Annotated in this window: 20 protein-coding genes; 10 read left to right on the forward strand and 10 right to left on the reverse strand. The window is 72.9% G+C overall.

All coding sequences use genetic code 11. From position 1 onward, the window contains the following. Complete coding sequence (locus DK427_RS02730) at positions 1 to 2,994, reverse strand: TAT-variant-translocated molybdopterin oxidoreductase (RefSeq protein ID WP_109949922.1); 2,994 nt, start codon at positions 2,992 to 2,994, stop codon at positions 1 to 3. Then, entirely contained in the window at positions 2,991 to 3,650 is a 660-nt protein-coding gene (locus DK427_RS02735) for a cytochrome c3 family protein (RefSeq protein WP_109949923.1), read from the reverse strand. Before DK427_RS02735 ends, DK427_RS02730 begins: the two co-directional genes overlap by 4 nt. A 375-nt stretch (positions 3,651 to 4,025) precedes the next feature. On the opposite strand from DK427_RS02735, the gene DK427_RS02740 reads away from it, so the two are divergent. After that, the gene (locus tag DK427_RS02740) at positions 4,026 to 6,563 is read left to right on the forward strand and encodes a P-loop NTPase family protein (RefSeq protein ID WP_109949924.1); all 2,538 of its coding nucleotides are present in this window, start codon (positions 4,026 to 4,028) and stop codon (positions 6,561 to 6,563) included. A gap of 56 nt (positions 6,564 to 6,619) precedes the next feature. Here DK427_RS02740 and DK427_RS02745 read toward each other — a convergent pair whose 3' ends face one another. Together DK427_RS02745 and DK427_RS02750 are read right to left on the reverse strand one after the other, a co-directional pair. After that, complete coding sequence (locus DK427_RS02745; protein ID WP_109949925.1) at positions 6,620 to 8,764, reverse strand: OmpA family protein; 2,145 nt, start codon at positions 8,762 to 8,764, stop codon at positions 6,620 to 6,622. Between the two features lie 178 nt (positions 8,765 to 8,942). Then, the gene (locus tag DK427_RS02750) at positions 8,943 to 10,004 is read right to left on the reverse strand and encodes a DUF2865 domain-containing protein (protein ID WP_109949926.1); all 1,062 of its coding nucleotides are present in this window, start codon (positions 10,002 to 10,004) and stop codon (positions 8,943 to 8,945) included. A gap of 163 nt (positions 10,005 to 10,167) precedes the next feature. Between DK427_RS02750 and DK427_RS02755 the strand changes: the two genes are divergently transcribed. Continuing rightward, the gene (locus DK427_RS02755) at positions 10,168 to 10,680 is read left to right on the forward strand and encodes a CreA family protein (protein WP_109949927.1); all 513 of its coding nucleotides are present in this window, start codon (positions 10,168 to 10,170) and stop codon (positions 10,678 to 10,680) included. Between the two features lie 6 nt (positions 10,681 to 10,686). Here the strand turns inward: DK427_RS02755 and DK427_RS02760 are convergent, their stop codons facing one another. Continuing rightward, on the reverse strand, positions 10,687 to 11,019 hold the full coding sequence (locus tag DK427_RS02760; RefSeq protein ID WP_109949928.1) for a hypothetical protein: 333 nt from the start codon (positions 11,017 to 11,019) through the stop codon (positions 10,687 to 10,689). Positions 11,020 to 11,368: 349 nt separating this feature from the next. Between DK427_RS02760 and cysS the strand changes: the two genes are divergently transcribed. Next, on the forward strand, positions 11,369 to 12,751 hold the full coding sequence (gene cysS, locus DK427_RS02765; RefSeq protein WP_109949929.1) for a cysteine--tRNA ligase: 1,383 nt from the start codon (positions 11,369 to 11,371) through the stop codon (positions 12,749 to 12,751). A 101-nt stretch (positions 12,752 to 12,852) separates the two neighbouring features. Then, complete coding sequence (locus tag DK427_RS02770) at positions 12,853 to 14,061, forward strand: MFS transporter (RefSeq protein WP_109949930.1); 1,209 nt, start codon at positions 12,853 to 12,855, stop codon at positions 14,059 to 14,061. 7 nt (positions 14,062 to 14,068) lie between these two features. Here DK427_RS02770 and DK427_RS02775 read toward each other — a convergent pair whose 3' ends face one another. From DK427_RS02775 to DK427_RS02785, 3 genes are all read right to left on the reverse strand, one after another. Further along, the gene (locus DK427_RS02775; protein WP_109953956.1) at positions 14,069 to 15,046 is read right to left on the reverse strand and encodes an SDR family oxidoreductase; all 978 of its coding nucleotides are present in this window, start codon (positions 15,044 to 15,046) and stop codon (positions 14,069 to 14,071) included. A 168-nt stretch (positions 15,047 to 15,214) separates the two neighbouring features. Next, positions 15,215 to 16,072: an SDR family oxidoreductase gene (locus DK427_RS02780; protein WP_109949931.1), complete on the reverse strand. Its 858-nt coding sequence runs from the start codon at positions 16,070 to 16,072 to the stop codon at positions 15,215 to 15,217. 93 nt (positions 16,073 to 16,165) lie between these two features. Continuing rightward, positions 16,166 to 16,567, reverse strand: coding sequence for a response regulator (locus DK427_RS02785; protein WP_109953957.1), 402 nt, complete (start codon positions 16,565 to 16,567; stop codon positions 16,166 to 16,168). Between the two features lie 434 nt (positions 16,568 to 17,001). On the opposite strand from DK427_RS02785, the gene DK427_RS02790 reads away from it, so the two are divergent. The 5 genes from DK427_RS02790 (at position 17,002) to DK427_RS02810 (ending at position 20,534) form a co-directional block, all read left to right on the forward strand. Further along, positions 17,002 to 17,859: a manganese catalase family protein gene (locus DK427_RS02790; RefSeq protein ID WP_109949932.1), complete on the forward strand. Its 858-nt coding sequence runs from the start codon at positions 17,002 to 17,004 to the stop codon at positions 17,857 to 17,859. A 78-nt stretch (positions 17,860 to 17,937) separates the two neighbouring features. Further along, on the forward strand, positions 17,938 to 18,432 hold the full coding sequence (locus DK427_RS02795) for a ferritin-like domain-containing protein (RefSeq protein WP_109949933.1): 495 nt from the start codon (positions 17,938 to 17,940) through the stop codon (positions 18,430 to 18,432). Between the two features lie 78 nt (positions 18,433 to 18,510). Continuing rightward, positions 18,511 to 19,122, forward strand: coding sequence for a cysteine hydrolase family protein (locus tag DK427_RS02800; RefSeq protein WP_109949934.1), 612 nt, complete (start codon positions 18,511 to 18,513; stop codon positions 19,120 to 19,122). A gap of 153 nt (positions 19,123 to 19,275) precedes the next feature. Next, positions 19,276 to 20,289, forward strand: coding sequence for an SDR family oxidoreductase (locus DK427_RS02805; protein ID WP_109949935.1), 1,014 nt, complete (start codon positions 19,276 to 19,278; stop codon positions 20,287 to 20,289). Further along, complete coding sequence (locus tag DK427_RS02810; RefSeq protein WP_109949936.1) at positions 20,286 to 20,534, forward strand: hypothetical protein; 249 nt, start codon at positions 20,286 to 20,288, stop codon at positions 20,532 to 20,534. Before DK427_RS02805 ends, DK427_RS02810 begins: the two co-directional genes overlap by 4 nt. A 98-nt stretch (positions 20,535 to 20,632) precedes the next feature. On the opposite strand, the gene DK427_RS02815 is transcribed toward DK427_RS02810, so the two are convergent. Together DK427_RS02815 and DK427_RS02820 are read right to left on the reverse strand one after the other, a co-directional pair. Then, positions 20,633 to 20,851: a DUF2093 domain-containing protein gene (locus tag DK427_RS02815; protein WP_109949937.1), complete on the reverse strand. Its 219-nt coding sequence runs from the start codon at positions 20,849 to 20,851 to the stop codon at positions 20,633 to 20,635. 57 nt (positions 20,852 to 20,908) lie between these two features. Continuing rightward, positions 20,909 to 21,889: a bifunctional riboflavin kinase/FAD synthetase gene (locus tag DK427_RS02820; protein ID WP_109949938.1), complete on the reverse strand. Its 981-nt coding sequence runs from the start codon at positions 21,887 to 21,889 to the stop codon at positions 20,909 to 20,911. A 261-nt stretch (positions 21,890 to 22,150) separates the two neighbouring features. Between DK427_RS02820 and DK427_RS02825 the strand changes: the two genes are divergently transcribed. Continuing rightward, positions 22,151 to 22,534, forward strand: a complete 384-nt coding sequence (locus tag DK427_RS02825; protein ID WP_066921441.1) for a response regulator — start codon at positions 22,151 to 22,153, stop codon at positions 22,532 to 22,534. Positions 22,535 to 22,602 lie beyond the last annotated feature (68 nt).

Raw genomic sequence — 22,602 nt, forward strand, 5'->3', positions numbered from 1 at the left:
TCAGCCCTCCTTCCGGGTTTCTCGCTCGGACGATGGCCCGGACGGCGGCGCCTTCTGCCCGTCGGCGGGCGCGAGGCCCGCGAGGTAGGTGGTGCGGGGGCGCGTGTTGAGTTCGCCCAAGAGCGCGTAGTGCCGCCCCTCCGCCCGGGCCCGCGCAACGCGGCTCTCCGGGTCGGCGATGTTGCCGAACACGATCGCCCGGGTCGGGCAGGCGTTCTGGCAGGCGGTCTCGACCGCGCCGTCGGGGATCGCGGCGTGCGCGTCCTTGGCCGAGTCGATCCGGGCGGCGGCGATCCGTTGGATGCAGTAGGTGCACTTCTCCATCACCCCGCGGGCGCGCACCGTCACCTCGGGGTTGTTGCGCTGCTGCAGGACGGCCGGCTGGTCGCCCGTGTAGTCGAGGTAGTTGAAGCGCCGGACCTTGTAGGGGCAGTAGCTCTGGCAGGTGCGGGTGCCGACGCAGCGGTTGTAGACCTGCAGGTTCAGGCCCTCGCTGTCGTGCAGCGTCGCCTCGACCGGGCAGCCGACCTCGCACGGCGCCTGCTCGCAATGCATGCAGGGCACCGGCTGGAAATGGGTCGCGGGCTCGTCGAGGCTGCCCGCGTAGTAGCGGTCGATCCGGATCCAGCCCATCCAGCGGCCGCGGGCGACCTCGTCGCGGCCGACCACCGGGATGTTGTTCTCCGACTGGCAGGCGGTGACGCAGGCGTTGCAGCCGATGCAGGCGTCGAGATCGATCACCATGCCCCAGGCGGCCTTGGCCGCCCCTTCGGCGCCGCGATCCTCGGAGGCCGGTCCGTAGAAGCTCGGCAGGTCGAAGGCGGCGTCCTCGCCCACCGGCTCGGCGCCCTCCGCCTGCACGCGCACGAGGTCGTGCCCCTGCATCGTGCCGAGATCCTGCGTGGTCGCGGGCATGCGGCGCGCGCCGGTCTTCGAGAGCCTGGCGCCTTGGAGCCGCCAGGGCGTGTCGGCGGGGCGCAGGCGGTTGGCGTCGTAGCCGAGGCCGCGGGAGAGGTGGTCCGGCACGTCGCGGCCGTAGCCGAGGGTGAGCGTGACCGTCTCCTCGGCCTGCCCCGGCAGGATCCAGGCCGCCCCCTCGATCCGGGCCTCGCCCGCTTCGACCGCCACGAGGTCGCCGGTGGCGATGCCCTCGCGCTCGGCCAGCGCCGGGGAGAGCAGCACCACGTTCTCCCAGACCACCTTGGTCAGCGGCTTGGGCAGTTCCTGGAGCCAGCTGAGATCCGCGTGCGTCCCGTCCCACACGGTGGGGTCCGGCCGGAACACCACCTCGATGCCGGAGGGCGCCGCGGGCGCCGGTGCGGGCGCAGCGCCGGTGAGCGCGACCGTCTCGGCCGGGCTCGCGCTGCCTGGCAGGAAGCCCAGGCGCAGGGCCTCGGCGAAGCGGGCCTCGAACGCGGCCTCGTCCTCGTCCGGGCGGCGCCACCGCGCCTTGAGGAGGCCCAGCCCGTCGCGCATCTCGCCCTCCAGCAGGAAGGAGAGCAGCTCGTGGACCGTGCGGCCCTCGTGCAGCGGTGCGATGGTCGGCTGGATCAGGCCCACCGTCCCGTCGAGGGAGCGCGCGTCGCCCCAGGATTCGAGCGGGTGGGCGAGCGGCAGGTGCCAGTCCGCGTGGGCGCCGGTCTCGTCGTAGTAGAGGCCCAGATGGATCTTGAGCGGCACGCGCTCCAGCCGGCGGGCGAAGTCGAGGCCGCCCGGGGCCTCGTAGACCGGGTTGGAGCCCAGCACGACGAGCGTCTCGACCGCGCCCCGCTCCATCGCCTCGGCAAGCTCGCCCAGCGTGCCGGCGCCGCCGGGCGTCAGGGGGGCGATGTGGCGCAGCGTCGTGCCCGTGTTGCCGAGCGCGCCGTTGAGGCGGTGCACCAGGGCGTGCAGCTCCGGCGAGGCGGTGAGCCCCGTGGTGACGATGGAAGCACCCCGGTTCGCGTCGAGCGCCGCGGCAGCGCGGCGCAGCCAGTTGCCCGCCCGCGCGCCCGACCCGCCACCGCTGCCGCCGTCAGTGAGGCTGAGGAGATCGCGGGCCAGCGCCTCGATCCCGCTCGCCGAGAGGCTGAGGCCGTGGTCGGCCTTGGCGCTGGTGAGCGTCGGCGTCGGGGCAACGGCGTGGAGCGCGGGCAGGCGCCCGGCCGCGTGGCCGGCGCGCCGGGCTTCGATCCAGGCGCGCGAGAGGCCGACCTGCCCGGGGCCGAGATCGAGGAAGTCGCCGTCCAGCGACACGACGGTGCGCGCCTTCGCGAAGTCCGGCAGGGTCTCGACCGGCCTGCCGTAGGCCTGGACCGCGCCCGCGTAGAGGCTCTCGCGCGTGGCGCCGGCCGTCTCGTACCAGCCCATCTCCGGGTACTGCTCCCGCAGCCGCGCGACCAGCGCGGAGAGCGCGGGCGAGGTCGCGGGGGCGGAGAGGACGGCAAGCCCGCGCCCACGGCCCTCGCGCCACGCGGCGAGCCGGGCCAGCATCTGGCCCCGGAAGGCCGCCCAGGAACTCGGCCGCCCGAGATGCTGCACCGCCTGCGCGCGGAAGGGGTCGTAGAGCCCGAGCACCGAGGCCTGGGCCAGAATGTCGGTGCCGCCGCGGCTGAACGGATGGTCCGGGTTGCCCTCGACCTTGATCGGCCGCCCGTTGCGGGTGGTGACCAGGATGCCGTTGGCGAAGCCGTCGAACAGGGCCGAGCTGGCATAGGAGAGGGACGCGCCCGGCACGATCCGCTCGGGCTGGTTGACGTAGGGCAGCTCGTAGTCGCGCCCGACATCCGCGCCGCAGGCCGTGAGGCCGGAGAGCGCGAAGGAGGCCGCCATCAGCCGCAGGAATCCGCGCCGGTCGGGGGCGCCCGCGAGGCGCGCCGCAGCCGGGAACTCGGACTCGACATAGGCCCGGAAGGCCGGCGTGTCGGCGACCGCCTCGAGGCTGCGCCAGAAGGTCGGCCCGTCGGCGCCGGAGAGCCGAGCGCGCAGGAGCGCGATGTCGGGGTCGCGGCTCATCGGTGGCAGATCCCGCACTCCATCAGGCGCTGGCCGCCGCGGATGTGGTTCTGCGCCACCAGCTGCGGCCCGAGCGTCGCCTGATCCGCGGGCGGGCTCCACGTCATGTTCCAGACCTGATCGGACGTGCGGACGTACTTTTCCGGGTTGCGGTGGCAGTCGAGGCAGAAGCCCATCTCGAAGGCGTTGGCCCGGTAGGTCATCTGCATGGCCGTGACCTCGCCGTGGCAGGTGGAGCAACCGATGCCCTTCGTCACGTGCACCGAGTGATTGTAATAGACGTAGGACGGCAACTTGTTCAGGCGCCGCCACTGCAGCGGCTCGCCGCTGCTGTAGCTGTCCCGCACGGGCTTGAGCATGTCCGAGCCCGCCCAGATCTGCGAGTGGCAGGTCATGCAGGTATGGGTCGGCGGGATGCCGGCAGTCGCCTCCTTCTCCACGGTGGTGTGGCAGTAGCGGCAATCGATGCCAAGCTCGCCCGAATGGTGCTTGTGGCTGAACGGCACCGGCTGCTGCGGGGCGATCCCGACGCCCGTCACATAGTCCGAGCGCACGATGCCCGCCGCCACGATCGGCACGCCCGCGAGGCAGGCGACGCCCGTGAGGAGGACGAGGCGGTAGATCGCGTCCGCGCCGGGCGAGAAGAGCTGCGCCATCAGCCGGTGCTCCGCCCCGGGAACGTGCTCCGCACCGGGAACGTGCTCCGCCGCGCACCTGTCGGCTCTCCGGTCCAGGGTCCTGGCTGCGTCAAACGATCGATCCGTTCTTCGACTGGCCGCGTGCCGGGCCGCGGGGCCGTGCCGTCCCGCACCAGAAGAGAGGGCACGCGAGCAGGGCCGGCAATGCGACCGCGTCGCGCTCCGGCCTGGAATTCGAAAAATTCCATCCCCCGAGCTTTCCTGCCCCTCAGCCTACCCCCTCTGCGCTCGAGGGTGCGCTGCCACGCTTTGCCGCGCGCCCCGGGTCCACTATGCGCGAATCCGGCGGCCGGAGGTTTCATCCGGCTCCCCAAACGGCAGCAGCGAGGCGGCATGGAATCGGACCCGATCCACCTGAGCTGGCGCGCCGCCCGGCGCCAGCACGCCGCCGCGCTGCTGCTCGGGCTGGGAGCCGGCGCGCCCCTCGCCGCCCTGGCGCTGCTCTGCCTGCGCGACCTGCTGGCCACGATGCTGCGCGACGAGGCCGCCGCCCTCCCCTTCCTGCGCCTCGTGGTACCGCTTCAGGACCCGCGGCCGGACCTCGTCTTGGCACCGGGCTGGATGCTGGCGCCGGCCCAGCTCGAACTCGCCGCCTTCCTCTGCCTCGCCGGCACGGCGCTGGCGCTAGCCGGGCTCGGCTGGATCGTGGCGCGGCTCTGCTTCTCCGCCCAGGCGCGGGCGACGGGACGGCTGCGGGCTGCGGTGACGGAGGCGATCCTCGAGGCGCCCGCGGGCGCCCGCGAGGAGGCGCGCGGGCTGGCCGATCTCAGCGGCCGGACGCTCGCCCGGCTCGACGGGCTGCTCGCGGTCGGGCTGGTCCTGCCAGGTCTCGCCGCGGGCGCCGCCCTGCTCGCCCTCGGCCTCGCGGCTCTGGCCGCACCCCGCCTCGTGCCGGTGGCGGGGATCGGGCTTCTCGGGCTCGGCCTCGCCCACGCGCTGATCCTGGCGCGCACCCGCCGCCGCGGCGCCCTGCGGCAGGAGGCGGGCGCGGCCGCGCAGCACACGCTCGTCGATCTGGTGCGGCGCCTGCCCGCGATCCGCCGCCACGGCGCCGCCGCCCTGGAGCGGGCGCGGCTGGCCGCCAAGGTCCGGCGCGGGCGCGACCGGCTCGGCGAGGCGGAAGCGCGCCTCGCCTACGCCCGCGCCCCGGCCGTGGCGCTCGCGGTGCTGCTGCCCGCGGTCGCGGTCGGCACCGCGCTCTGGCGCGGCAGCGGGCCCGGGGCGCCGCCCGCGCAACCCGTCGATCCGGCGGCGCTTGCCGCAGCCGCGGGCGGCTTCGCGCTGGCAGCCGTCTTGCTCGCCGCCGCCCTCGACCTCTGGGCCCTGCGCGACGCACTCGTGCCGGCCTTCCGGGACATCGCCCGTTCGGTCGCCGGCCTGCAGGCCCGAGCCCGGATCCGGCCGGCAGCGGAGCGCCCGCCCCTCCCCCGCTCCGGCCCGCTCGTGGCCAGCGGCGTCGGTGCCTTCGACGCGGCGACTGGGGAGCGCCTCGCGGGCGTCGACGCGGAGGTCGCGATGCCCGGTCATGTGGCGATCGCGGGTGGGCGCGGCGGCGGCGCCCGGGTGCTCGCGGCGGTGCTCGCCGGGCAGGTCGAGCCGACGGCCGGCGCCGTCACCTTCGGGGGCCACGACCTGCGTGCCTTCGACCCGGCCGAGCGGGCGCGCCGCATCGCCTACGCCACGGGCGAGGCGATCCTGATCGAGGGCTCGCTGCGGCAGAACCTGCTCTACGGCTCGGAGCGGATCCCGGACGCGGCGGGCTTCGTCGAACTTCTGCGGCTCACCGGGCTCGACGCCTTCGTGTACGCCCGCGGCCTCACCGGGCAGGTCGATCCCGCCGCCGATCCGGATCTCGCCCGGGCCGTGGTGGCGGCGCGCGAGAGCGTGCGCGCGCGCCTCCGGGCCGAGCAGGCCGAGCGCCTCGTCGAGCCTTTCGATCCGGGGCTCTACAACCACCAGGCGGATCTGGGCGAGAACATCCTGTTCGGCGAGGCGGTAGGGCCGGCCCTCGCCCCGGCGCGGCTCGCGCGCCAACCCTACCTGCGGGCGGTGCTGGAGGCGGAGGGCCTGACCCGCCCGCTCACCGAGATCGGCCTCGCGGTCGCGCGCAACTCGGTCGAAATCTTCGCCGACCTGCCCGCCGACCACCCCCTCTTCGACGCCTTCTCGCTCTTCCCGGCGGCCGAGCGCGGCTTCTTCGAGGATCTGGTCGCGCGCCAGACGGACGCCACGCTCCGCCGCGGTCCCGCGGGGCACCGCGACCGCGAGGCTCTGATCGGGCTGGCGCTGCGCTACAACGAGACGCGGCACCGCTTCGGCCTGATCGACGCGGGTCTGGAGGCGCGCATCGTGGCCGCGCGCCACGCCTTCGCCCGGATGCTGCCGCCCTCCTTGCGCGGGGCGGTGGAGTTCTACGATCCCGCGCGGGTCAACCCGGCCGCGAGCCTGGAGGAGAACCTGCTGTTCGGCCGGATCAGCTACGGCGAGGCCGGCGCCGAGGCGCGGGTGCGCGCCCTGGTCCGCCGGGTGCTGGCCGAGGAGGGGCTGGAGGATCAGGTCTACCGGCTCGGCCTCGACAGCCGGATCGACCCCGCGGCCACCGGCGCGCTCGCCGAGGGCGCGCCGGGCCCGCGCGAGCGCGTGGCGATCGATCTCGCCCGCTGCCTGGTCCGGGAGCCCGACATCCTCGTCGTGGCGATCCTTCTGGAGGAGCGCGCGCCCACCAACTTCGAGGAGCGTCTCGCCCATCTGCGGGCGGCCCGCGCGGGCCGCGGCCTCATCGTCTGCCTGCCCGACGCCGCCGACCCGGCGGCGCTGCCGCCCTTCGACGCGGTGATCCGGGTAGCGGGGAACACGGTGGTGGCGGCGTAGGCCCGGGACCGCGCCGTCCTCCCTCCCCCTCAGCGGGGGAGGGAGATCGCGCGGCCCTACCGCGGCGGCTGGCCGCCTTGCCCCTGCCCTTGGTCCTGCGCCTGCCCCTGCTGAATCAGCGGCGTGATCCGCCGCACGGTCACACGGCGGTTCTCGCGGGAGGCGTTCTGCGTGTTCACCTTCAGGTACTGCTCGCCGTAGCCCTGGGTGGTCAGGTTCTCGGGCGGCACCTGGAACTGCTGGGTCAGGACGGTGGCGACCGACTGCGCCCGGCGGTCCGAGAGCGAGAGGTTGTCCACGTCCGAGCCCACCGCGTCGGTGTAGCCCTCGATCAGGAAGACCTCTTGCGGGTTGGCCCGGATCGCCTGGTTGATCGCCGCCGCGATGGTCGAGAGCCGCGCCGCCTGGTCCGGCGTCACCGTGAAGGAGCCGGTGTCGAAGGTGATCGTGTCGATGTCGACGCTGCGCATCCGGGCGCGCAACTGCGGGCTGTAGCGCACTTGGTCGAGCGTGTAGCGCCGCTCCACCGGCACCACCGGCGGGGCCGAGAGGGCCTCGTAGACAGCGCGCTCGTCGGCGCCCGCGTAGTCCACGACGTAGCGCTCGCGCGGGATGCGGATGTCGGGCGGGGGCAGGTCGACCACGTCCTCGTAGATCGGCCGGCGCGGCCCGAAGCCGTTGTCGATGATCACCACCTCGCGCCCGTCGCGGAAGCGGCGGGTGCGGCGCAGCAGGCGGCCGTCGTCGTCGACGACCGTGACGATCTGCTCGCCGCCCGGCCGGTCGAGGAAGGTGTAGGTCTCTGCCCCGCGCCGCTCGCTGCGGAAGGCGCGCCGGTCGAGCTCGCGGAAGCGCTCATTCTCGTCGTGGCGGATGAAGTAGCCGTCGCGGTCGCGCACGATAATGCGGCCGGGCTCGCGGATGTAGGTGCGCCCGTCCTCGTTGAACTCGCGCCGGTCGCGCCGGATCCGGTCGTAGTCGCGGATGTCCTCGTCGTCCTCGCGGAACCCGCCTGGGATGTAGCCGGCGCGGCCCGGCACGTTGAAGCCGCGGCGGTCATCGCGGCGGTCGTCGTATCCACGCCGGTCGTCGCGGCGGTCGTCGTATCCACGCCGGTCGTCGCGGCGGTCGTCGTAGCCCCGACGGTCGTCGGCGCGACCATCCCGGTCGGCCCCGGGCGGCAGGACCGGACGACCGGGGATGCCGGGCGCCTGGTTCGGCGGGGTCGCCGCACCGGGCTGCGCCCGGCCGGGATCGGCGCCGGGTTGGACGGCGCCGGGCGCCGGAGCCTGGGCCGGCGGTGCGGCCTGGGGCGCGCCCGGCGGCTGGACAGGCCGGCCAGGCACACCCGGGGCCTGGTTGGGGGCGGTCGGCGCGGCGTCCGGGCGCTGGACGGGTCGGCCCGGCACGCCGGGCGCCTGATTCGGGGCCGGCGGCGCGGCCTGCTGCGGAGCGCCGGGCGCGGGCTCTCGTCCCGGGGCTCCGCCGGGCTGAGGCGCCGCGCGCTCGGGACGATCCTGCCTGTCCTGGCGGTCCTGCCGATCTTGGCGGTCCTGCCGACCGGGCGCGCCGGATTCAGGCCGCGGCGCCGGCCGCTGCGGCGCGTCGGGCTCGGGCGCTTCACGGCGCTCGGGCGCGGCAGGACGTTCCGGTGCGGTCTGCCGCTCCGGCGCACGCTCGCGGGCCGGTGGGGTCGGGCGCTCGGCCGGGTCACGGTCCGGACGCTGCGGACGCTCGGGCTGACGCTCGCGCTCGGGCTGTCGCGGCGCGGGCACGCGCTCCTCGCGAGACTCGGGGCGCTCGCGCGCGGCGGGTGGCTGAGGACGCTCGGGAGGGGCGGCACGCTCGGGCCGCGGCTCGGGGCGTTCGGGCCGCGGCTCGGGGCGCTCGCGCTGGGCCGGCGGCGCGGCCCGCTCGGGCGCGGCGCGCTCGGGCCGCTCGGACCTTTCGGGACGCTCTGGCCTTTCCGGCCTTTCCGGCCGCGGCGCCCCACCGCGCGGGCCTTCCCCGCCGCCGCGGGGACCTTCGCCGCCGCCCCGCGGGCCGTCCGGCCCGCCGCCGCGCGGGCCCCGCTCCATGTCCGGCCCGCCTTGGGCCAGGAGCATGCGGGCGCCCGGATCGTCCGGGCGCGCGGAGACGGGCGCGGCGAGGAGGCCGGGCAGCACGGTCCCGGCGAGAAGGAGCAGGCGGAGTTTCCGCATCGATCGGCCTTCGCGGCGCCGGAACCGGAGCGGTTGCGGCGCGTGAGAGATTCGGCCCCGTCCGACCGCGCTCCCTCGGGATCGCACGCGGGACGGGGCATTCGGCCGGTTCGAACTTCCGCAGAAAGGATTTGGTTCCCGGGAGGCGGGCGGCGCGCGGCCGTCCGGGGACGGTCCGTCAGCGCGCGGCGGGCGCGGTCGCCGGAGCGGTCCCGGTCGTCGCGGCCAGCGCCGCCGGCAGTGCCGCGGCCGGCACGGCGATCCGGTCCGGCGCGATGATGCGCACGCTCGCCCGCTCGACGGCGGAGGGAGCCGTCCCGGTCGTCGCGGCCGCGTCGCCCGAGGCGGACGCGCTGCGGCCGGCGGCGTCGGCGGCGAGCTCGGCCGCGGTCTTGTCGGCGCGGCCGACCAGCGTCAGGCGGATCTTCGGGCGCGACAGGGCCTCGGCCTGCATCGGCGTGACGAAGATGTCGCCCTTGTGCCGCACCAGCATGCTCTCGGCCTTCACGAGCGACTGCGCCCAGCTCTTGTCGGCGGGCTTGCAGGAACAGTTCGGCACGAAGGTCTTCTGGAACTTGAAGGCGTTGGCCAGCGACGCGTAGGCGCGGCTGCCGCGCACGGTCGCCGCGTGCCTCAGGGCGTCGTCGCCGTTCGGCATCGAGTAGGCCACGGCCTCGGTGCCGGGGCAGAGCGCCTGGCACATGTCGTCGGCGCTGGCGCGGCCCTCCGGCAGGTTCTTCATCGGGAAATAGCCGCCATCGCAGGTACGCACGCAGATCACCTGCGCGCCGCCGCGGGCGTGGAGCTCGCCGCCCTCCGCCCTGGCGATCATCGGGCAGTTCTGCGCCACCAGCGCCTGGAGCTGGCGGCGGCGACCGGAATTGTCGTCGGTCGCCGCGCCCCCGTAGGTGGCGTTGAGCGCGCGGATGCGCTGCTCGACCGCGCCGCACTGGGGCGGGCGGGTGTCGAAGAACAGGAAACGGCCGCCCTCGCAGTTCAGGCTGCGGTGATAGGCCTCCAGCCGGCCGATCTCGCCCTGGAGCGCGCGCATCACGCTCGCCCCGTCGGCCGGAAGGGCGGACAGTTCGGCCCTGTAGCGCAGGCAGGCGGCGCTCGGAGCGGCCGGCGGGACCGGGGTCGCGACCGGTTGCTGCGCGGCCGCGAGGCCGGGCACGAGACAGGCGGCGGCCGCGGCGAGCGCGCGGACGGTCCGGCGGATCGAGGAACGCGACGGCAGCATGGGCGACCGGGGGCCTTGGGAACCGGGAACGAGACGGACGCGAACGAGAACCGGACACGGATCCGTGACTCGCGCCGGAGACAACATTTTTTAAACGGCCTCGCGCGGCGGCGACACCCCTCCTACATGCCCGGCACCGTTTCGAGAGGGGAATGCGTGGACGATGTTGTTTCGGTGTCTCACAGCCGCCGCCCTCGGCTTGACAGCCGTGCTGGCCACCCTGCCCGCCTCCGCGCAGGAGCCGGACCGGATCATGGACAAGTCGACGGTCTGGCGCCCGCTCACGCCCAACGACAAGCTCGTTGTCTACGGCATCGATGACCCGGCGGTCTCGGGTGTGGCCTGCTGGTACACCCAGCCCGAGAAGGGCGGCATCAAGGGCACGCTCGGTCTGGCCGAGGACGTCTCGGACATCTCGCTCGCCTGCCGGCAGGTCGGCCCGGTCCAGTTCAAGGACAAGTTCAAGCAGGGCGAGGTGGTGTTCAGCGAGCGCCGCTCGCTGATCTTCAAGTCGATGCAGATCGTGCGCGGCTGCGACGCGAAGCGCAACACGTTGATCTACATGGTCTATTCCGACAAGGTCGTCCAGGGCTCGCCGAAGAACTCGACCTCCGCGGTGCCGCTGATGCCCTGGGGCACGGAAGCCTCGCAGAAGTGCGGGGATTTCGTGCGGTAGGCTCGTTCAATCCCGGCAGGTGATGCGCAGCGGGCGCTCCGAGGGCTTCGAGACCGGCAGGTCGACCGAGCCGGTATATTCCTCGGGCGCCGCGACGCCGAAGGAGCCGGCGGCCGCGAACCCCTGGGCCTCGCACCACGAATCGGCGACCGTCTGGCCGCAGGCGCTGCCGGGCGTCGTCAGGCAGTCGGCGACGCCGTAGCCCTCGCTCGACGGGATCAGGAAGGTCTTCTCGACCTGGCTGCGAGCAGGGGTCTCGCTGCCCGCCTGCGCGCCGAGCGCGAGCGTCGTGGCGAGGACGGCGGCGAGGAGGGCGCTGACGGCGGTCGAGGCGCGCATGAACGAATCCTTGGGGCTCAAGCGTGGGTGCAGGGAGACCTGCGGCGAGGGTCCATGGATGCGGTAAACAAAACCTTTCGGGCTCCGCCCGCGGGCCGGGCGCGGGCTTGCGCGTCCGGCGTTGTCGATTGCATCACGGTTTCGGGTTAGCCCGATCCGGCGGGTCGCGCCGTCGCCGATCCGCAACAGGCTCCTGCGCCGCCGCCGCGGCGCAGCAAAGCTTGGCCGGACACCGCGCGGGGCCGGGCCGGGCGGCAGGTCCTTGAGGGGACAAGCGAGTTGCCGGCCTGTCGCAGGACGCGGACGGGACCGGCGCGCGGCCCGGACGGGACGGGAGAGGATGGGTTTCATGGCGCCGATGTTGCGGCTCTACAACACGCTGACCGGCGCCAAGGACCTGTTCGCGCCGATCGATGCCGGCAACGTCCGGATGTACGCCTGCGGCCCCACGGTCTACGACGCGGCCCATATCGGCAACGCGCGCCCGATCATCGTCTTCGACCTGCTGTTCCGGCTGCTGCGCCACCTCTACGGGCCGGCGCACGTCACCTACGCCCGCAACGTCACGGACGTGGACGACAAGATCAACGCGCGCGCGGCCGAGCGCGGCATCACCATCCGCGAACTCACCGACGGCACCCTGGCGCAGTTCCACCGGGACATCCGCGACCTCGGCGTGCTGATGCCCGAGGACGTGAACCGGCCGGGCGAGCCGCCCCGCTTCATCGAGCCGCGCGCCACCGATCACATCCGCGAGATGTGCCGGATGATCGAGGGACTGGTCGCGGCGGGCCACGCCTACGTGGCGGCGGACCACGTCTTGTTCGACGTGCCCTCGATGCCCGATTACGGCCGGCTGTCGAAGCGCCCGCTCGACGAGATGGAGGCCGGCGCCAGGGTCGAGGTCGCGCCCTACAAGCGCTCGCCCCTCGACTTCGTGCTCTGGAAGCCCTCGAAGCCGGGCGAGCCGTCCTGGGACTCGCCCGCCGGCATCGCGGCGCCGGGCCGGCCCGGCTGGCATATCGAGTGCTCGGCGATGTCGGCCAAGCATCTGGGCGAGACCTTCGACATCCACGCGGGCGGCATCGACCTGATCTTCCCCCACCACGAGAACGAGGTGGCGCAGTCCCGCTGCTGCTTCGGCACGCCCGTGATGGCCAACTGGTGGCTGCACAACGGCTTCCTGCAGGTCGAGGGCGAGAAGATGTCGAAGTCCCTCGGCAACTTCATCACCATCCGGGACGTGCTGAGGGACTGGCCCGGCGAGGTCGTGCGCCTCAACATGCTCAAGACCCACTACCGCCAGCCGATCGACTGGACGCTGCGGGGTCTGGAGGAGGCGAGCCGGATGCTGGAGCGCTGGTACGGCGCGGTCGGCGACGCCGCTCCCGCGGCGGAGGCACCGCCGAGCGTGCTGGAGCCGCTGCTGGACGACCTCAACACCGCGGCGGCGCTCGCCGAGATCCACCGGCTCGACGATCCGGCCCGGCTGAAGGCGGGGGCGAACCTGCTCGGGCTCCTCGGCCAGACGGCGAGCGCACGCGCCGAGGCGAGCGTCGAGGCCGCCGGGATCGACGTCGCGCGGGTGGAGGGGCTGATCGCCGAGCGCAAGGCCGCCCGCGCCGCAAAGGACTGGGCCGCCTCCGACCGCGCCCGCGACGCGCTGGCCGCCATGGGCGTGGCGGTGAAGGACAACAAGGACGGCACGACGACCTGGAGCGTGGCGCGCTGACGATCCGCCCGCGCCGCCACCGCGCCCCGCCCGCCGGCTGTTGACGCGGCCCGCGGCGGCGGCTCACTCACGCCCGGAAACCGCGAGGACGGACGGGCGCGATGGAGCAGGGTGACGATCGGCGGATCCGGAGCGGCACCCCGGCCTTCCGGAGGACGACGGTCGCGCTCGCCGCGGCCGGGTTCTCAACCTTCGCGGTGCTCTACGGCGTGCAGCCCCTGCTGCCGATCTACGCCGACGACTTCCACGTCTCGCCGGCCGAGAGCAGCCTCGCCCTGTCGCTGCCCTGCGCGCTGCTCGCCCTCTCGCTCCTCGTGGTCAGCCCCCTCTCGGAGGTCTGGGGCCGCAAGCCGGTGATGCTGGCCTCGCTCTTCGCCTCGGCGCTGCTGACCATCGTGGCGGCGCTGGTGCCGAGCTGGCACGGCTTCCTGGCGCTGCGCGCGCTGACCGGCATCGCCGCGAGCGGCCTGCCCGCGGTGGCGATGGCCTATCTGGCCGAGGAGATGGACCCGCGCGCGATCGGCCTCTCGATGGGATTGCTCGTCGGCGGCAACGCGCTCGGCGGCATGATCGGGCGGCTGATCGCCGGCGTGATCGCGGACCACGCCTCCTGGCGGATCGGGCTCGGGGTCATCGGCGTGCTGGCCCTTCTGGCGGCGCTGGCCTTCCGCTGGGCCCTGCCGCCCGCGCGCAACTTCGAGTCGCGCCGCACGCACTGGCGGGCCGTGCCCGCCACCTTCGGCCAGCATTTCCGCGATGCCGGGCTGCCCTGGCTGTTCGCCGAGGCCTTCCTGCTGATGGGCGGCTTCGTCTGCGTCTACAACTATATCGGCTTCCGCCTGCTCGATCCGCCCTTCTCCCTCAGCCAGACCGCGATCGGGCTGATCTTCACGGTCTATCTCGCCGGCACCATGAGCTCGACGGCGACCGGCGAGATCGCGAGCCGGCTCGGGCGGCGCAAGGTGCTGTGGCTCGCCATCGCGGTCGGCCTCGCCGGCATCCTGATGACCCTGTCGCAGAACCTCGTCGTGGTGGTCGTCGGCATCGTCGTGGTCACGGTCGGCTTCTTCGGCGCGCACTCGGTGGCGAGCAGCTGGATCGGACGGCGGGCCCTGAGGCATCGGGCGCAGGCCTCCTCGGTGTATCTCTGCCTGTACTATCTCGGCTCGTCGGTGCTCGGCACCGCGGGCGGCTGGGCCTTCGCGCATGCGGGCTGGCCCGGCGTCGTGGCCTTCGTGGGCGGGCTCTACTGCGCGGCGCTGGCCATCGCGCTCCGCCTCGCGCGGCTCGCGCCCCTGCCGGGCGCCTGAGCACGGCTCACCGGCGGCGGGCTGCCCCGAGCGCGGCGAGGCCGAGGATGCCGAGCGCCGCGAGGCCGAGGCCGCTGAGCACGGGGGCCGAGGGCACGCCCTTGCGGTGGCGCCAGCCCCCGCTCGCGGTGGTGCCGCCCGGCACCGGCCCGCGCAGAGCGCCGTAGCTGCTCGGCGCGGGCCCTGCCCGTTCTAGGAGCCGCGCGAGGGTGAAGCCCATCACGTGCTCGGTGGGGCCCGGAGCCAGCGCGTAGGCGGCCTGCAGCGCCCGGGCCGGCCAGCCGACCGCGACCTCGTCGCGCGGGCGGAGCGCGAGGTGCAGGATCGTCCGGGCCACATCCTCGGGCGCGTAGAGCATCGGCCCGGGGTCGAGGGTGCGGCCCGAGACGTTGGCGCCGTGCACGAAGCCCGGCGTGTCGACCATCGCCGGGAACACGCCGCAGACCCGGATGCCCGGATGGTCGCGCAGTTCCTGCCGCAGGCTGGCGGTGAGGCCGCGCAGGCCGAACTTGCTCGCCGTGTAGGCCGCCGCGAAGGGCGTCGGCGCCCAGCCGCCGAGCGAGACCATGTTGATCAGCACGCCCCGGCCCTGGCGGAGGAAGCGCGGCAGCGCCGCGTAGGCGCCGTGCAGGGTGCCGAGGAGGTTCACCGCGATCGTCCGCCGGTGCAGGTCGAGCGGCGCCTCCCAGAAAGGCCCGAACACGCCGGTGCCGGCATTGTTCACCCAGACGTCGATGTGCCCGAACCTGTGCTCGGCCGCCCGCGCCAGCGCCTCGACGGCGCCCGGATCGGTGACGTCGGTCGGCACCGCCTCGGCCTGGCCGCCCTGGCGCCGGCAGATCGCCGCCAGATCCTCCAGCACGTCGCCGCGGCGGGCCGCCAGCACCACGTCGGCTCCGGCCCGGGCGAAGGCGAGCGCGGTTGCCCGGCCGATGCCGCTCGACGCCCCGGTGATCACCACCACGGCGCCGCGGAGGCTCTTCAGCGGTCTCGGGCCCATACACGCTCCTTTGTGTGGTCCTGGGATCCCAAAGGGTCGGGGCCCTTTGGCAGGGTTCGGGGCAGCGCCCCGAGCTTGGCTTCGCCGACCAGTGCCAAGATCAGAGATCCTGCCTAGACCCGCCGAAGGCTCTGCCTTCGAGATCCGGGGCGATCAGATGATCGGCTTGCCGCCCGTCACGGCGATGGTGGCGCCCGAGACGTAGCTCGCCTCGTCGGAGGCCAGCATCACGTAGACGGGGGCGAGTTCCTTCGGCTGGCCGGGGCGCTTCATCGGCACCTGGGAGCCGAACTGCGTCACCTTCTCGGGCGGCATGGTCGAGGGAATCAGCGGGGTCCAGATCGGGCCCGGCGCGACGCAGTTCACTCGGATGCCCCGCTCGGCGAGCATCTGGGCGAGGCCGCCGGTGAAGTTCTGGATCGCGCCCTTGGTGGTGGCGTAGGCGAGAAGCTGCGGGCTCGGCGTGTCGGCGTTGACCGAGGTGGTGTTGATGATGGCCGCGCCCTCGCGCAGATGCGGCAAGGCGGCCTTCACGAGGTAGAACATCGCATGGATGTTGATGCGGAAGGTGGTCTCCCACTCCGCGTCAGAGATCTCCTCGGGGCTGTCGAAGGTCGCCTGGTGGGCGGCGTTGTTGACGAGCACGTCGAGCCGGCCGAACTCCTTGACGGCCGTCTCCACGATCAGCCGGCAGTGGCGCGCCTCCTGGATGTCGCCCGGCACCAGCACCGCCCGGCGCCCGGCCGACTCGACCAGCCGGCGCGTCTCGGCCGCGTCCTCGTCCTCGTCGAGATAGGAGACCAACACGTCGGCGCCCTCGCGGGCGAAGGCGAGCGCCACGGCGCGGCCGATGCCGCTGTCGCCACCGGTGATGATCGCGGCCTTGCCGGCGAGCCGGCCCGAGCCCTTGTAGGTCGCCTCGCCGTAATCGGGCGGCGGCTCCATCGCCGCGCTGGAGCCCGGCATCGGCTGGCGCTGGTCCGGGAAGGGCGGCTTGGGGAATTGCTCCACGGAGGACTCCGTCGCGTCGGGCTGTTGCCGGAGCAACCGCGCACCGTCCGGAAGGTCACCGCGGGGCGGGAAAAAGGCCGTCTCCGGTTCCGCTCAGGTCGCCCTGTGCGTCTGCGCAACGCCGCCCGTCCGGGACAGGATCAGGCGCGCGATCATGTCGGGCTCGACCGGCTTCTCGCAGTGGAGCGCGTCGGCGAAGCGCTCGGGGATGGTGACCGCGTCGTAGCCGGTGGCGAAGATGATCGGGACGCCGCGGGTGCGCAGGGCGTCGGCCACCGGAAAGGCCATCTCGCCGTGCAGGTTGATGTCGAGCACCGCGGCATCGATCCGCGGAGAGTCCTTGGCGATGGCGAGTGCCTCCTCGACGCTGCCGACCGGCCCGAGCACCGTGGCGCCGCTCTGCTCGAAGCTCAGCCGCAGCTCGTCCATGATGAAGTAGTCGTCCTCGACCACCAGCACGTGGCGGTCGGTCAAGGATCGTGCCGCATCCATCATCGCCTCCTCCAACATCGCCGGAGCCTTCGGCCCGGCACGATCCGTCCGCATCGGAAGCGTCAACGCGCGGACCCGACCGCGGGTCCGCCGCCGCGCACCTCCGAGCCACTATCCGGCAAGCACGGGCTCGGCCGCAATGGTCCAAGGTGGATCCTCGGCGAAATCCCATGCCTTCCTAACATGGATCAAGTGTAACAAATAAAATTCCCAGATTTTTGCAGGAACTTCGCCGATCACGGCCCGGTTCAGCTGAACGTATCTTCAGCGCGCGCCGAAACAGGAAGAACAGCCTCCGGCTCACAGCCTACAGCGCCGCTCGGATACAGGCCCCGGCCTTCCGCGATCCCTCCACGATCGCGCCTCGACCCGTGCCCGGAGGGGCTCGGTGCGGGACAGGCCTCGCCAGCCAGCGAACACTCTCAGAGGACCAGCCCATGTACTACTTCGACAAGCGCCTGCAGTATCCGGTCCGCGTCGAGAGCCCGGACCCCGTCTTCGCCCGGATGCTCCAGCAGGCGATCGGCGGCGTCGAGGGCGAGATCCGCGTCTGCATGCAGTACTTCTTCCAGGCCTGGGGCTCGCGCGGGCCGACGACGAAGTACCGCGACATGCTCCTGCACACGGCGACCGAGGAGATCGGCCATATCGAGATGCTGGCGACCGCGGTCGCCATGAACCTCGAGACCGCCCCGACCAAGGTTCAGGAGGCGGGCGCGGCCGACAAGGTGGTCGGCGCCGTGATGGGCGGCGAGAACCCGCGCCACATGGTCGAGGGCATGCTGCACCGGCACATCCTATCGACCGGCATGGCGGCCTTCCCGGCCAATTGCGAGGGCGTACCCTTCGACATGAGCCACATCTACGCGAGCGGCAACCTGGCGGCCGACATGTACTGCAACGTCGCGGCCGAGAGCACCGGCCGGACGCTGGCGGTGCGCCTCTTCAACGCCACCAACGACCCCGGCATGAAGGACATGCTGCACTTCATGATCGCCCGCGACACGATGCACCAGGAGCAGTGGCTCGCGGTGATCGAGGAGCTGGGCGGCCACAAGGGCGCGCTGCCGATCCCGAACTCCTTCCCGCAGAGCGAGGAGCACCAGAAGTTCAACTACAACTTCTTCGCCACGTCGCGCGACGGCACGCCGCCGCCCGCCGGCCGCTGGACCAGCGGCCCCTCCCTCGACGGCAAGGGCGAGTTCAGCGTCGTGCAGAACGAGCCGATGGGCGAGGAGCCGGTGCTCGGCCCTGCCCGGCCCGACAGCGGCGCCCAGAACGAGCAGATCGGCTGACAGCCCGGTCGGGCCCCGGAGGGGGCCCGGCCGCATCCCGCGGACGAACCATCATCGGCGAACGATCAGGAGGCGAGCATGGCGGCACCCAACAGCCTGCGCGACGTGTATCTCGACGAGATGAAGGACCTCTGGTCGGCCAACGATCAGATGACGCGCGCCGTCCGGCAGCTCGGCGAGCAAGCGAGCGACCCGAAGCTGAAGGCGATGCTGGAGCACTCCGTCGGCGGCATCGAGAAGCACACGGCCACGCTGAAGCAGCTCATCGAGGAGAGCGGCGGCGAGACCGCGCCCGAGCACTGCAAGGGCATGGAGGGCCTGGTCGCCGAGGCGCTCAAGCACGGCGTGAAAGAGGCGCCGGCCGACGGGCGGCTGCGCGACGTGCAGATCATCGCCCAGTACCAGCGCATGTCCCATTACGGGCTGGCCGGCTTCGGCTCGGCCGCGGCCTACGCCCGCGCGCTCGGCAAGCCCGAACAGGAGGCGCGGCTGAAGCAGGCGGCCTCCGAGATCTACCGGGGCGACGCCTTCGCGAGCCGGCTCGCCGAGAGCCTGGAACAGGCCGCGGCCTGAGGCCGAGGGCCGCGGCGTGAGTGGGGATCCGGCGTATCCGCCGCGCGATTTCACAGACCAGGGGGGGGGACATCCGCGATGAAACGGGGCGTGGGGCTGCGGTTCGGTGATCTGGGCGCCCTGACGGCGCATGTCTGCGTCGATGTCCAGCGCCTGTTCCACGAGGAGACGGACTGGCACACGCCCTGGCTCGGCCGCATCCTGCCGCAGGTCGAGCGGATCACCGCCGCCCATCCCGAGCGGACGGCATTCACGCGCTTCATTCCGGCGGCGAACGCGGAATCCTGCTCCGGCACGTGGCGGCGCTACTACGAGCACTGGCCGAAGATGACCCTCGACCGGCTGGAGCCCGGGATGGTCGACCTGCTGCCGAGCCTCGCCGCGCTGGCCTCGCCCGGCCGGGTCTTCGACAAGGGGACCTATTCGCCCTGGATGCAGCCGGACCTCCAGGCGCACCTGCAGGATCTCGGCACCGACACGCTGGTGATCACCGGCGGTGAGACGGACATCTGCGTGCTCGCCACCGTGCTCGGCGCGGTCGATCGCGGCTACCGGGTGGTGATCGCCGCCGACGGCGTCTGCAGCTCGGCCGACGAAACCCACGACGCGATGGTGACCCTCTACTGCAGCCGCTTCGGCGAGCAGATCGAGATCGCGCCGACGGACGAGATCCTGAGGGCTTGGCCCTGAGCGTTTGGCCCTGAGCGTTTGGCCCTGAGCGTTTGGCCCGAACGTTGGCCTTGAGGACCCGCCGCTCGCCCGGACGCGGATGAACGGATCCGCGGGCCTGCGGTTGGACGGTTGAACCCTTCCCGCAAGAACCTGCCCGAGAGGATCCGCTCCATGTGGAAGTCCCGCAATCCGCTCGACCGTCAGGTCATGGTCATCACCGGCGCGTCGAGCGGCATCGGCCTCGAGACCGCCCGCCGGGCCGCGCGCAAGGGCGCGAAGGTGGTACTCGCCGCCCGCAACGGCGAGGCGCTGGCGCGGATCCGCCGGGAGATCGAGGCGGAGGGCGGCGAGGCCCTCGACGTGGTGGCCGATGTCGGCGACCGCGCCCAGGTCCAGCGCATCGCCGATCAGGCAGTCGGGCGCTTCGGGCGCATCGACACCTGGGTGAACGATGCCGGCCTGTCGATCTTCGGGCGACTGGAGGAGGTGAGCGAGGCCGACAACCAGCGCCTGTTTCAGACGAACTTCTGGGGCGTGGTGAACGGCTCGCTCGTGGCCGCCCCCTATCTGAAGCGCAGCGGCGGCGTCCTGATCAACCTCGGCAGCGTCGCCTCGGACATCGCCTTCCCGCTTCAGGGCATGTACTGCGCCAGCAAGCACGCGATCAAAGGCTTCACCGACGCCTTCCGGATCGAGCTGGAGGAGGAGGGCGCGGGCGTCGCCGTGACGCTGATCAAGCCCGCAGCGATCGACACGCCGTTCGCGCGGAACGCCAAGAACTACACGCCGCACGCACCCAAGCTGCCGCCGCCGGTCTACCGCACCGAGGAGGTGGCGCACGCGATCCTGCACGCCGCCGTGCATCCGCGCCGCGACATCTACGTGGGCGGGGGCGGCCGCCTGATGAGCCTCGCCAAGGAACTGGCGCCGCGCGCCTTCGATCTCGCGGGCCGCACGATGTCGGCCCAGCAGCAGACCGACCAGCCCGCCCGCGACCGGGCCGGCGCCCTCTACGAGCCGAGCCGCTCGGGCGGCGAGGTCGCCGGCGGGCATCCGGGCCACGTGATGCGCACGAGCCTCTACACTCGCGCCAGCCTCCACCCGCTGACCACGGCGGCCGTCGTGGCCGGGATTGGGCTGGCGGCGGCGGGCCTCATCGGCGCCCGGCAGGACGGCTCCCGATGACCCGCGAGGAGACGCTGCGCGTCTTCGAGGGGCTGCTCGCCGCCGAGCGGCCGGTCAATGCAGGGGAGGCCGACGCCGTGATCTGGGCCTATCTCGACGCGGTCGAGGGGCTGACCGGGCAGCGCACGGCCCTGGCCGAGCTGGAGCGCGGCGTGGCCGGGCTCGATGCGGGATCGGCCTTCATGCCGATCCTGCTCGACACCCTGGAGCGGCACCGGGCGCGGCTCGGCGAGCCGCAGGGCTAGAGCGCTCTCCGTTGAAGGGGACGCCGGCTTGGCGCAAGAGAGCGCGTCAACACAAGAGCTTAGAGCCGTTTCCGATTGCAACGCGATCGGAAACGGCTCTAGGGCCGTCCGGTCTGCTTCAGGCGCACCATCACGGCGTCGGGCGAGGCGTAGGCCTCCTGGCGCGCGGCGCTCCAGTAGCGCAGGGAGTCGAGCGGGATCGCCTCGCCGGTCACCGCGCAACGCACGAAGCTGCCGGGCTTGACCACCCGCATGGTGCCGTCGCCATACTCGACCACGGCCTCCCCGCTCGCACCCCGCTCGAAGCGTCCCAGCATCGCAGATGTCCCTGAATCCTCGGGCCCACTCATAGCACGGGCGGCGGCCGGCAGAAATCAACCGAGCATCGAGGGCGTGGTGTCGGCAGCCAGCAGGCGGCGCGCCTCGGCCGCGTCGCGGTCCATCTGGACGACCAGCGCCTCGGCGCTGTCGAAGCGCTCCTCGCCGCGGATCCAGGCCACGAACTCGACCGCGATCACCTGCCCGTAGAGGTCGCCCGCGAAGTCGAACAGGTTCACCTCGAGGAGCGGCGCGCCGTCGTCGAAGGTCGGGCGGCGGCCGTAGCTCGCCACGCCGTCGCGGAAGGCCCCGTCCGGGAGCCGGACGCGCACCGCGTAGATGCCGTGGGCGAGCCCGCAATCGGGCAGGGCCACGTTGGCGGTCGGGTAGCCCAGCACCCGCCCGCGCTTCTCCCCGTGCCGGACGGGGCCCAGGACGAACCAGCGGTAGCCGAGCAGGGCGTTCGCCCGCGCGAGGTCGCCCACCGCCAGCGCCCGGCGGATCCCCGAGGAGGAGATCGGCTCGGCCTCGCTGCCGAGCGCCACCGGCGGCACGATGCGGCAGGCGAGCCCCACCTCGCGGCAGAGCTCGGCGAGGATCGCGGGCGTGCCCTCGCGCCCGCGGCCGAAATGGAAGTCGTGCCCGATCACAACGCCCGAGAGGCCGAGGTCGCGCTTGAGCAGGTCGTGCACGAAGGCGCGCGCGCCGGTGCCGGCGAGCGCGGCGTCGAAGCGGCGGATCACCAGCCCGTCGAGGCCGAGGCGCCGGAACACGATCTCCTTCGCCTCCGGCCCGGTGAGGCGGAACATCGGCAGGTCGGGGGCGAAGAAGGCGCGCGGATGCGGCTCGAAGGTCAGAACGATCGCGGGGGCCCCGCCCGCCGCCTCGCGCACCGCCTCGGCGAGCACCCGGTGGCCGCGATGCACGCCGTCGAAATTGCCGAGTGCCGCGACCGCGCCGGCGAGGTTCGGCGGCAGGGGCTCGTCCGGCCGGCAGATCGTGAAGGGTCGCGCGGCCGTCTCGTCGCCTGAGGCCATCGGTACTTGCGGTCTCGCTCGGGGTGACGACCGGGATCGGGAGGCCCCGGAAAACGCGGCGGACCCTGTCGAAAACCACACCGGCGGTCAAGCGGAGCGGTCAAGAGCCAAGCTCGCGCGCGGGTTAACCGGTTCGCAATCCGGTCAAGCCTATTTTGGCGATCACGAGGCGCCGTCCGGGCTCTGGCGCCTCCCGTAAATCGTACCGCGGGAGCCTCGCAAAGCTGCTCCCCTGAAGGAAACACACGGAGTCACGCGCTCATGGCCCTCGACCTCAGCATGCCGATCCTGGTCGTCGACGACTACCAGACCATGGTCCGCATCATCCGCAACCTGTTGAAGCAGCTCGGCTTCGAGGAGGTCGACGACGCCTCCGACGGCACCGCCGCGCTCGCCAAGCTGAAGGGCCGCAAGTACGGCCTCGTCATCTCCGACTGGAACATGGAGCCGATGACGGGCTACGAGCTGCTGCGCCACGTGCGCGCCGACGAGGGCCTGCGCACCACGCCGTTCATCATGGTCACCGCCGAGTCGAAGACCGAGAACGTGATCGCGGCCAAGAAGGCCGGCGTGAACAACTACATCGTCAAGCCCTTCAACGCCGCCACGCTGAAGTCGAAGATCGAGGCGGTCTGCGGCGCCTGAGCGCCGCGCGTCCGTCGCACGGGGCACGCGATCCGAATTCCGTCCGGGGGGACCGGCCGGATCGCGGC

This window comes from Methylobacterium radiodurans, assembly GCF_003173735.1.
In the GTDB taxonomy this organism is placed as follows: domain Bacteria; phylum Pseudomonadota; class Alphaproteobacteria; order Rhizobiales; family Beijerinckiaceae; genus Methylobacterium; species Methylobacterium radiodurans.